General features: G+C 65.2%; 12 protein-coding genes. 2 read left to right on the top strand and 10 right to left on the bottom strand.

Annotated elements, in window-relative coordinates:
* The 9 genes from IB278_RS22825 to IB278_RS22785 form a co-directional block, all read right to left on the bottom strand.
* On the bottom strand, window positions 1-122 hold a 122-nt coding region (locus IB278_RS22825; RefSeq protein ID WP_235926911.1), incomplete at its 3' end, for a GTP-binding protein.
* Between the two features lie 140 nt (window positions 123-262).
* Window positions 263-2,362 carry an elongation factor G gene (fusA, locus tag IB278_RS22820; protein WP_145739589.1) on the bottom strand — a complete coding sequence of 700 codons (2,100 nt, stop codon included), beginning with the start codon at window positions 2,360-2,362 and terminating at the stop codon, window positions 263-265.
* Between the two features lie 96 nt (window positions 2,363-2,458).
* Window positions 2,459-2,932: a 30S ribosomal protein S7 gene (rpsG, locus tag IB278_RS22815; protein ID WP_013543947.1), complete on the bottom strand. Its 474-nt coding sequence runs from the start codon at window positions 2,930-2,932 to the stop codon at window positions 2,459-2,461.
* A 150-nt stretch (window positions 2,933-3,082) separates the two neighbouring features.
* Window positions 3,083-3,460: a 30S ribosomal protein S12 gene (gene rpsL / locus IB278_RS22810; RefSeq protein WP_013543948.1), complete on the bottom strand. Its 378-nt coding sequence runs from the start codon at window positions 3,458-3,460 to the stop codon at window positions 3,083-3,085.
* Between the two features lie 191 nt (window positions 3,461-3,651).
* Window positions 3,652-4,821, bottom strand: a complete 1,170-nt coding sequence (locus tag IB278_RS22805; protein WP_145739587.1) for a D-alanyl-D-alanine carboxypeptidase family protein — start codon at window positions 4,819-4,821, stop codon at window positions 3,652-3,654.
* 55 nt (window positions 4,822-4,876) lie between these two features.
* A complete protein-coding gene (locus IB278_RS22800; RefSeq protein WP_145739585.1) occupies window positions 4,877-5,509 on the bottom strand; it encodes an alpha/beta hydrolase in 633 nt (210 codons plus the stop codon).
* A gap of 72 nt (window positions 5,510-5,581) precedes the next feature.
* Window positions 5,582-5,935 (bottom strand): (2Fe-2S) ferredoxin domain-containing protein, encoded by a 354-nt coding sequence (locus IB278_RS22795; RefSeq protein ID WP_015867673.1) that lies wholly within the window; start codon window positions 5,933-5,935, stop codon window positions 5,582-5,584.
* Between the two features lie 32 nt (window positions 5,936-5,967).
* Window positions 5,968-7,083: a VanZ family protein gene (locus IB278_RS22790; protein WP_145739584.1), complete on the bottom strand. Its 1,116-nt coding sequence runs from the start codon at window positions 7,081-7,083 to the stop codon at window positions 5,968-5,970.
* A 14-nt stretch (window positions 7,084-7,097) separates the two neighbouring features.
* On the bottom strand, window positions 7,098-7,526 hold the full coding sequence (locus tag IB278_RS22785; RefSeq protein ID WP_015867675.1) for a CopD family protein: 429 nt from the start codon (window positions 7,524-7,526) through the stop codon (window positions 7,098-7,100).
* Between the two features lie 363 nt (window positions 7,527-7,889).
* Between IB278_RS22785 and hemB the strand changes: the two genes are divergently transcribed.
* Together hemB and IB278_RS22775 are read left to right on the top strand one after the other, a co-directional pair.
* On the top strand, window positions 7,890-8,879 hold the full coding sequence (gene hemB / locus IB278_RS22780) for a porphobilinogen synthase (protein WP_145740538.1): 990 nt from the start codon (window positions 7,890-7,892) through the stop codon (window positions 8,877-8,879).
* A gap of 3 nt (window positions 8,880-8,882) precedes the next feature.
* Window positions 8,883-10,043, top strand: coding sequence for a magnesium transporter CorA family protein (locus tag IB278_RS22775; RefSeq protein WP_145739582.1), 1,161 nt, complete (start codon window positions 8,883-8,885; stop codon window positions 10,041-10,043).
* An 85-nt stretch (window positions 10,044-10,128) separates the two neighbouring features.
* Here the strand turns inward: IB278_RS22775 and IB278_RS22770 are convergent, their stop codons facing one another.
* Window positions 10,129-10,497, bottom strand: coding sequence for a DUF4148 domain-containing protein (locus IB278_RS22770; protein WP_145739580.1), 369 nt, complete (start codon window positions 10,495-10,497; stop codon window positions 10,129-10,131).
* Window positions 10,498-10,711 lie beyond the last annotated feature (214 nt).

The raw sequence follows: 10,711 nt of genomic DNA, 5'->3' as shown, positions 1-10,711 counted from the left end.
CCGAACTTGGCCGACAGCACCGTGGCGATGGCCGCCGTCAGCGTGGTCTTGCCGTGGTCAACGTGACCGATCGTGCCCACGTTCACGTGCGGCTTGGTGCGGGTGAATTTACCTTTTGCCATTTTTCAATCCTTGAAAGAGCATTCCCGTGTATTGGTTTTATGTCTGCATCCGATTGCTGGTTCGCCCCGCACGGGAACGCGGCGGCACCGGATCGCAGACAACGAGGGCCGCGCACTGCGCGGCCCTGCATTCTTGAAACTTACTTTGCGCGAGCAGCCACGATGGCTTCGGCCACGTTACGGGGAGCTTCGGCGTAGTGCTTGAACTCCATCGTGTACGTGGCGCGGCCTTGCGACATCGAGCGCAGCGTGGTCGAGTAGCCGAACATTTCCGACAGCGGCACTTCGGCCTTGATGGACTTGCCGCCACCGATCATGTCGTCCATGCCCTGCACCATGCCGCGGCGTGACGAGAGGTCGCCCATCACGTTGCCGGCGTAGTCTTCGGGGGTTTCGACTTCCACGGCCATCATGGGCTCGAGAATCACGGGGTTGGCCTTGCGGGCACCTTCCTTGAAACCGAAGATCGCGGCCATCTTGAACGCCATTTCGTTCGAGTCCACATCGTGGTACGAACCGAAGTGCAGCGTGACCTTGACGTCGACGACGGGGTAGCCCGCCAGCACGCCTTGCGTCAGCGCTTCCACAACGCCCTTTTCCACCGCGGGGATGTATTCGCGGGGAACCACACCGCCCTTGATGGCGTCGACGAACTCGAAGCCCTTGCCGGCTTCCTGCGGTTCGATCTTGAGCACGACGTGGCCGTACTGGCCCTTGCCGCCCGACTGGCGAACGAACTTGCCTTCGGCTTCTTCGACGGTCTTGCGGATCGTTTCGCGGTAGGCCACCTGCGGCTTGCCGACGTTGGCTTCCACGCCGAATTCGCGCTTCATGCGGTCCACGATGATTTCGAGGTGGAGCTCGCCCATGCCGGCGATGATGGTCTGGCCCGATTCCTCGTCGGTCTTGACGCGGAACGAAGGGTCTTCCTGCGCGAGGCGCTGCAGGGCGATGCCCATCTTTTCCTGGTCGGCCTTGGTCTTGGGCTCGACGGCCTGCGAGATCACCGATTCCGGGAACACCATGCGCTCGAGCGTCACGATGGCCGCCGGGTCGCACAGGGTTTCGCCCGTGGTGACTTCCTTCAGGCCCACGCAGGCGGCGATGTCGCCGGCGCGGATTTCATTGACTTCTTCGCGGTTGTTCGCGTGCATCTGCACGATACGGCCGATGCGTTCCTTCTTGCCGCGTACCGGGTTGTAGACGCTGTCGCCCTTGGTCAGCACGCCCGAGTAGACGCGCACGAAGGTCAGCTGGCCCACGAACGGGTCGGTCATCAGCTTGAACGCGAGCGCCGAGAACTTCTCGTTGTCGTCGGCCTTGCGGGTGACAGGCGCTTCGTCTTCGTCGAGGCCGTTGACCGGGGGAATGTCGGTCGGTGCCGGCATGTATTCGACGACGGCGTCGAGCATGGCCTGCACGCCCTTGTTCTTGAAGGCCGAGCCGCACAGCATCGGCTGGATCTCGCCGGCGATGGTGCGCTGGCGGATGGCCTTCTTGATTTCTTCCTCGGTCAGCTCGTTGCCTTCGAGGTACTTGTTCATCAGCTCCTCGCTCGCTTCGGCAGCGGCTTCGACGAGCTTTTCGCGGTATTCGTTGCAGACGTCGGTCAGGTTCGCGGGGATTTCACCGTAGGTGAAGGTCACGCCCTTGTCTTCGTCCCAGATGATCGCCTTCATCTTCACGAGGTCGACGATGCCCTGGAAGTGCTCTTCGGCACCGATCGGGATCTGGATCACGACGGGGTTGGCCTTCAGGCGGTCCACCATCATCTGGCGCACGCGCAGGAAGTCGGCGCCGGTGCGGTCCATCTTGTTGACGAACGCAAGGCGCGGAACCTTGTACTTGTTGGCCTGGCGCCAGACGGTTTCGGACTGGGGCTGCACGCCGCCGACCGCGTCGTACACCATGACGGCGCCGTCCAGCACGCGCATCGAGCGCTCGACTTCAATCGTGAAGTCCACGTGGCCGGGGGTATCGATGATGTTGATGCGGTGTTCGTCGAACTTGCCGGCCATGCCCTTCCAGAAGCAGGTGGTGGCAGCCGAGGTGATCGTGATGCCACGCTCCTGCTCCTGCTCCATCCAGTCCATCGTGGCGGCGCCATCGTGCACTTCACCGATCTTGTGGTTCACACCGGTGTAGAACAGAATGCGCTCGGTCGTCGTGGTCTTGCCGGCGTCGATGTGCGCGGAGATGCCGATGTTGCGGTAGCGCTCGATGGGGGTCTTGCGGGACATGATTTACTTTCGGGTTAAATGCGTTGAGCGCTGGGCCTCGAGCACGGGCGACATCGCCCGAAACCCAACACCCAACGCCCAAGCGAAGTTTGATTCTTAGAAGCGGAAGTGGCTGAACGCCCGGTTGGCTTCTGCCATGCGGTGCACTTCGTCGCGCTTCTTCATGGCGCCGCCACGGCCTTCCGTGGCTTCCATGAGTTCGTTGGCCAGGCGCAGGGCCATCGACTTCTCGCCGCGCTTGCGGGCAGCTTCCTTGATCCAGCGCATCGAGAGCGCCAGGCGGCGCACGGGACGCACTTCGACCGGCACCTGGTAGTTGGCGCCGCCGACGCGGCGCGACTTGACTTCGACCATCGGCTTCACGTTGTTGATGGCAACGGTGAAGGCCTCGAGCGGGTCCTTGTCGGGGTTCTTCTTTTCGATGAAGTCGAGCGCGCCATAAATGATGCGCTCGGCGATCGCCTTTTTGCCGCCTTCCATGATCACGTTCATGAACTTCGACAGCTCGACATTGCCGTACTTGGGGTCCGGCAGGATTTCACGTTTGGGGACTTCGCGACGACGTGGCATTTTTCTAACCTCTTTGCTTCAGTTGGCATCGTTTCCGATACCGCGAGAGCCATTCCGGACTCTCACTTACTCGACCCGGGATTGGGTCACTTCGTTCGATGTGCCCGCCAAGGCAACCGAACACCGTTTGTTTTTTGGCAACAGGAAGGCTTAAGCCTTCTTGGGACGCTTCGCGCCGTACTTGGAGCGCGACTGCTTGCGGTCTTTCACGCCCTGCAGGTCGAGCGAGCCGCGCACGATGTGGTAGCGAACACCGGGCAAGTCCTTGACACGACCGCCGCGAACCAGCACGACGCTGTGTTCCTGCAGGTTGTGGCCTTCGCCGCCGATGTAGGAGATGACTTCGAAGCCGTTGGTCAGGCGGACCTTGGCAACTTTACGAAGCGCCGAGTTGGGCTTCTTGGGCGTCGTGGTGTAGACGCGGGTGCAGACACCGCGGCGTTGCGGCGAGTTCTGCATGGCAGGGCTCTTCGAATTGATCTTTTCGACCGTTCGACCCTGACGCACCAGTTGATTGATGGTTGGCATGAATGAATTAGTCCCAAAACAACCCGGCTTTTGGCTGTGAAGCCGCCCCTGCCTTGTCGTGACGCAAGAAAAGGAAACCGGGAATAACGAAAACGTGAAACCCTTCGGAAAATTCCGAAAAGCCCACGAGTATAGCAGGCGGGCTTGAAACGGCAAGGACAGCGTCGGCCGGCGTTGCCTGGCGCTCTTCCTTACTTGATCCAGAGCCGGACAGCATCCCAGGCGCGGCCGAGGATGCCCGCCTGCTCGACGCCTTCCAGCGCCACCAGCGGCACGTCCGCCAGCGGCTGGTCGTCCAGGGTCACCTTGAGCGAGCCCACCGGCTGGTACTTGGTGAACGGCGCCACCAGCGGATCGGGACGCGCCACCTGGGTCTTGATCTTGCTGGCGGTACCGGTCGGTACCGCGACCACGATGGCTTCCGGGCGGCCCAGCTTGAGCGTGTTGGCCTTGCCTTTCCAGACCGCCGGCGTGGCGGCCGGCTGGCCGGCGTCGAACAAGCGCACGGCGTCATAGGCGGTGTAGCCCCAGTTCAGGAGCTTTTGCGATTCGTTCGCGCGCACGGTCTCCCCCGAGGTGCCCAGCACGATCGACAGCAGCCGGCGCCCGCCGGTCAGGTTGGGGAAGTCGCGCTTGGCGGTGGCGATCATGCAGTAGCCGGCCGCTTCGGTGTGGCCGGTCTTCAGGCCGTCGACGGTCGGGTCGCGGAACAGCAGCAGGTTGCGGTTGGTGTCGTTGGTCGACGGTGTGCCGGGATAGCGGTATTTCTTGATCGCGTAGTACTTGGCTTCCTCGGGGAAGTCGCGCACCAGGCGCGTCGCGAGAATGCTCAGGTCGCGCGCCGTGGTGGTGTGGCCGGGCGCGGTGAGGCCTTCGGGGTTCTTGTAGGTGGTGTTCTTCATGCCCAGCGCCTTGGCCTGGGCGTTCATGAGCTCGACGAAATGCTCCACGGTGCCGCCCACGCCTTCGGCCAGCGCCACGGTGGCGTCGTTGCCCGACTGCACGATCAGCCCCTTGATCAGGTCTTCGACCGGCACCTGCATCTTGGGATCGATGAACATGCGCGAGCCGGGCATCTTCCAGGCGCGCTGGCTGACCGGCATGGTCTGGGTCAGCGTGATCTTCTTGGCACGCAGCGCGTCGAACACGATGTAGGCCGACATCAGCTTGGTGAGCGACGCCGGTTCGACCGGGCTGTCGATGTCCTTCTGCGCAAGGATCTGGTTGGCCGTGACGTCGAGCAGCAGGTAGCTGCGCGCGGCGATCTCGGGCGGCGCCGGCACCTGGGCAGCGGCGATCATGCAAGCCGATGCGGCGGCGGCCAGCACCAGCGCGCGAAACGCGTCAAAAAAACGATTCATGGGAGCAATAGGAGAGAAGCGGGGAGGAGGCGAAAACACAAGCCCGTGAGGCTTTTCATGCGGCGCCCGCGCGCAGATGGCGGACAACCAGGCTTTTGAGGAGGGGCAATTGTCCGTGAAAGAAATGGCCGCCCCCCGGAATAACCGTGACAGGCAGTGACTGCGGCCGCGCCCAGTCCATGACCGCCGCCAGCGGCACCGTGTCGTCGGCCTCGCCGTGGACCACCAGCGTGCGCTCGTGCGCCTCGGCCGGCAGCGTGGCGACGGAAAAGCGCGAAGCCGCCGTTCCAACGAGCACGAGCTGCCGCAGGTCGCGGCCGGCCCAGAGCTTTTCGGCCGCGCAGCTTGCCACGAAGGCGCCGAACGAGAAGCCGGCAATCGCCAGCGGGCCTTGGGGCGCGAGCTGGGAGATGACGTCCAGCATGTCTTCGCACTCGCCGCGCCCCTCGTCGTGCACGCCTTCGCTCGCACCCACACCGCGGAAGTTGAAACGCACCGCGGTCCAGCCGCAGGAGACGAATGCGCGCGCCAGGGTCTGCACCACCTTGTTGTCCATGGTGCCGCCGAACAGCGGATGCGGATGGGCGATCACGGCGATGCCGCGCGCAGCCTCGGCCGGCTGGTCGCGCTGCACCTCGATGACGCCGGCGGCGCCCTGGAGGCGAATCTTCTCGGTCTGGGAATTCATGGTGCGAGGAATGGAAGCACCCGGCCGCGAGGGTCCGGGCGCAGGGTACGAGCGCCGGACTTCGCGAAAAGTTCAGCGCCCGACATCGGGAGGCAGCAACAGGCGCTCGACGACCTGGCCGTTCTTCAGGTGCGAGTCGACGATCTCGTCGATGTCGTCGGCATCGACGAAGGTGTACCAGACCGCTTCGGGATAGACCACCGCCACCGGGCCGCCGGCGCAGCGGTCCAGGCAGCCCGCCTTGTTGACGCGCACCTTGCCGGGACCGGCCAGTCCAGCCTCCTTTACCTTCGCCTTGCAGCGGTCGAAACCCGCCTGGGCGTTGTGCAGGGCGCAGCAGTCTTCCCCGTTCTTGCGCTCGTTCAGGCAGAAGAAGATGTGGCGGCCGTAATAGCCGCGCGGCGCGGCGGAAGAGGAACTGGGCATCGGGAGATTTTAGTGACGCCCGCCGCAAGCCATCAGCCTGCCGGCCGCCCCCGGCGCGACAGCGCCGCCACCACATAGGCAAGGACCGCGAACGGCCACAGCCACCCGAGCCACTGCGCCAGGCCGTGGAAGCGGATGAAGCGCCCCTGCTCCCAGGTGGCGAGGGTCTGCGCGAAATAGGCGCTCTCGGGCGCCTGGTTCAGCAGGCTCAGCTGGATCACCAGCGCCACCAGCAGCAAGGCCGCGCACAGCCGGCGCGGTGCCCCGAGCAGCAGCACGCCGGCCACCATCGCCGTCGCAATGCCAACCTGCACCGGCAGGCCCAGCCAGGCCCATGCGTGCTCGGGGCCGTAGCTCAGCGCGGCCGACAGCGCCGAGGCGGCAATGCCCGCCAGCAGCGTGAGCGGCAGCAGCACGGCACGCCGGGCGACCGTGCGCGTCACCATGAAAGCCAGCAGGCATGGCACCAGGGCGCCGAGCATCACGCACAGCAGCTCGACGGCCGGCACCAGCGGCTCCAGCTCGAACTGGCGCAGCGGCATCCAGTCGATGAAAGGCGTGTCGAGCAGCCACTCCGAGACCGCGACCTCGAGGCGTTCGAACACCTGGCCGAGCCCGAAGGTGACGGCGGCCGGGAACAGCAGCGCCAACGGCCACAGCGCGAGCAGCACCAGCGCGCCGCGCGAGTCGTCGACGAACCACTGCGAGCGCGTGCGGCTCCAATGCGCCACCGCGCCGAGGCGCTCGAGCCCCGCCGCGAGCAGGGCCCCCAGCAGCGCGCCGGAGCTGTTCAGGCCCAGGTCGACATTGGAGGGAATGCGCGCGGGCAGATAGCTCTGCAGCGTTTCCATGGCAAAGGCCACGGCCGCGCCGGCCAGCGTGGCGCGCAGCACCGCGCGCCAGACGCTGGCGTCGCGCCGCGTTCGCAGCACCGCCAGCGCACACAGGAAGCCGAAGGGAACGTAGCCGCCCACGTTGATCGCGAAATCGAAGCCCGTCCAGTACTTGGGCCACGACGCCGACAGGTAGGCCCAGGGGGCGATGCCCTGGTCGCGCCAGTCGGCGAACGGGTACAAGCTGGCATAGACGATCAGCGCGGCGTAGGCCAGCGCCAGGGGCAGCGCGGCGGACTTGTGCTGTGTCTCCACCGTGGCTTTCGGGCTCAGAACGGCTTGACGACCACCAGCACCACGATGCCGAGCAGCAGCAGCACCGGCAGTTCGTTGAACCAGCGGTACCAGCGGTCGTTGCGCTGGGTGCCTCCGGCCACGAAACGGCGCAGCAGCACGCCGCAGGCATGGTGATACCCGATCACTGCCAGCACCAGCGCCAGCTTGGCATGCAGCCAGCCGTTGCCGGGGCCGCGCCCGATGCCATAGCCCAGCCAGAGCCAGAGGCCGAAACCCAACGCCGGAATGGCCAGGAAGGTGGTGAAGCGCAGCAGCTTGCGTGCCATCAGAAGCAAGCGCTCGCGTTCGGCCACGGACTCGGGCGGCACCATCGCCAGGTTGACGAAGATCCGGGGGAGGTAGAACAACCCCGCGAACCAGCTGGCAATGAAGACGATGTGAAGAGATTTAACCCAGAGCATGGGGCCAGTTTAGTGGCGGGACCGCACCATGCACGTCGGGCTTTGGCGCCGGCGCGGATGCAGCGGGCAAAAAAAAGCCCGACGTCTTCACGTCGGGCTGGGAAGCCCTTTTGCTGTCACACATCAAGGCACCCGCTCAGGGAGGAAAAGCGGGGAGCGGTAAACCGCCCGCTTTTGAATTTAACAAAGGCGAAACAAAGTTTCAAGCGGCTCGGGCCAGATTCTTTGACAATTCCGCGCAAAAAAAGAGAACCTTTGGTCTACGCATCCGGAGGGTTGTCGGACAACACTTGGCCAGCCGCTCAGCGCACGGGCGGAGGCTTCAGGCACAATTTTCCGCCTATGACGCCATCTTCCTTTGCCATGTATCCCGCCGGCCGGCCGCGCCGCCTGCGCCGCGACACCTTCACCCGCAACCTGGTCAGGGAGCATGCGCTGACGGCGCACGATCTCATCTATCCGGTGTTCGTGCAGGAAGGCGAGAAAAAACGCGACGCGGTGGCGTCGATGCCCGGCGTGGATCGCCTGAGCCTGGACCTGCTGCTGCCGGTGGCAGAACAGTGCGTGGAGGCCGGCATTCCGGTGATGGCGCTTTTTCCGGTGATCGACGCCAGCCTCAAGACGCCCGCGGGCGACGAGGCCTTCAATCCCGACGGACTGATCCCGCGCGTGGTCGCGGCACTCAAGTCGCGCTTTCCGGAACTCGGCGTGATGACCGACGTCGCGCTCGACCCCTACACCAGCCACGGGCAGGACGGCCTGCTCGACGACACCGGCTACATCCTCAACGACGCCACCGTGGAAGTGCTGGTGAAGCAGGCGCTCACACAGTCGCAAGCCGGCGTCGACATCGTGGCGCCGAGTGACATGATGGACGGCCGCATCGGCGCGATCCGCACCGCGCTGGAGGCCCGCGGCGACATCCATACCCGCATCATGGCCTACAGCGCCAAGTACGCGAGCGCCTTCTACGGCCCGTTCCGCGACGCCGTGGGCTCGGCCGCGACACTCGGCAAGAGCAACAAGAAGGTCTACCAGATGGACCCGGGCAACAGCGACGAGGCGCTGCGCGAGGTCGGCCTCGACATTGCCGAGGGCGCCGACATGGTGATGGTCAAGCCCGGCATGCCGTACCTCGACATCGTGCGCCGCGTGAAGGACGAATTCCGCGTGCCGACCTTCGCCTACCAGGTGAGCGGCGAATACGCGATGCTCAAGGCCGCAGCCCAGAACGGCTGGCTCGACCACGACGCGGTGGTGCTCGAGAGCCTGCTCGCCTTCAAGCGCGCCGGCGCTGACGGCGTGCTCACCTACTTTGCGCTCGACGCCGCGCGGCTGCTGCAAAAACAATAGCGCATGCGCATCTTCGAAATCGACCGCTCGCGCGTGAGCGAGCATCCGGCGCTGGCGCCTCTCGCACTGCCCGGGGCCTGTGCCGCGCAAGGCTATCTCTGGATTTCGCTCACACGCGAGGAATTCCGCGCCTCGCTGTCCGAGGTCCAGCAGATCCTGCAGTCGCTCTGCCAGGCGCAGCTGGTCGACCTGCACGTGGCGGACCTGCTCAACGACCAGCTGCCGTCGCACTACGACTACACCTCGCAATATGACGTGCTGGTGTTCCGGCGCCTCTCGAGCGGCCCTGGCCAGGCGGCGCTGGGCAACGGCAAGGGCACCACGGGCGGCGAGCCGCCCCTTCCCGCGCCGTTGCGCCGCGGCCCTCCCGTATTGCGCCGGGTCGACACCCGCCCGGTGGGTTTCGCGCTGTTCGACCGCGTGCTGCTGTCGGTGCACCCCGAGGACGGCGCGGTGCGCGATGCCTTTGCCGCCCGGCTGCTCGCCGCGGGATCGCCGGACGACAAGGGCGCCCCCGCGCTCGACGTGCGCGCCACCTCGGCCCGCGTGCCCACCGGCACCGCCGACCTGATGCTGCGCGTCGTCAACCAGATCGTCGACGGCTACCTGGACATGCGCCGCGAACTCACGCGCCAGCTCGACCACTGGCAGACCGAGCTGATCGATCCGCGCAGCCGCTTCACCAACTGGGGCGCGCTGATGGAAGCCCGGCAGTCGCTGCACCACCTGGACGAGATCTGCGAAGACCAGCGCGCGGCCATCCAGGACTGGATCGATTCGCTCGAGACGCTGCCCCCGGTCAAAGGCGAGGCGGAGCAGCGCGAGCGGGAACTGATCATGGTGCGAAGCCGCGACGTGCTCGAGCACATCGAGCGCGTGGTGCACCACGTGCACCGGCTCGAACAGAACGCGGAAACCGCGGTGCAGATGCATTTCAGCGTGCAGGGCCACCGCGCCAACGACATCATGCGGGTGCTCACGGTGCTGACGGCCATCTTCCTGCCGCTCAATCTCATTGCCGGCATCTTCGGCATGAACTTCGAGTTCATTCCGCTGGTGCACAAGGCGGATGGCTTCTGGATCGCCATGATCGCGATGCTGGTGATCGCGCTGCTGCTGGTGCTGGTGTTCTGGCGCAAGCGCTACCTGGCGCGCACGCGCTGAGGGCCCCGTCCCGCTTCAAAGCAAAAAAGCCACGCAATTGCGTGGCTTTTTTGCTTACCCGCGAGGGCCAGCGGTTTCGCCGGTCTTACTTGGCGACGGCGCCCGAGCCTTGCTGGGCCTGGACGCGTGCGTCCATCGGGTGGGGCATCGTCGAGATGACCTTGCTGTTGACGCGCGAGCCGCCGGTCACGTTCTGGTCGGGAGCGTAGGCCGTACGGACGGCTTCGGCTTCGACGAGCGCGCGGTCCTTCGACACGGCGACGGTTTCCGGGCCGCGCGAGCCGCGGGTCACGTTCTGGTTGGGAGCCGATGCGGTGCGCACGGCTTCGGCGTTGACTTCGTCGCGGCTCTTGGTCGAGACGGCGGTGTTCACGCCTTCGTAGGATTCGGCTTGGGCGCCGGTGGCGGCCAGCAGGGTCAGGGCAGCGGCGGCGAGGATGTGCGAAGTCTTCATTTCAATTCCTTGTATTGGTTGGATGGTTCGTCCACCAGGCTCGCTCGTTCATTCGTCCGTGCTCACCTGTGCGGCGAGTTTCCAACTGAACGGCCTGTGTAAATCACGCGGAACAGAGACACGGTGTTTCCTCTATTGAAACAATGACGCACCGGCAGCATGCACACGAACCGGGCGCACCGGCGCCTGCAAATGCCGGGGCTTCCCCGAGAAT

Origin of the sequence: Variovorax sp. VRV01 (assembly GCF_014852545.1) — a bacterium.
Classification (GTDB): domain Bacteria; phylum Pseudomonadota; class Gammaproteobacteria; order Burkholderiales; family Burkholderiaceae_C; genus Variovorax; species Variovorax beijingensis_A.
Note: the sequence above shows the minus strand (reverse complement) of the source record. Positions and strands in the feature narration are given on the sequence as shown.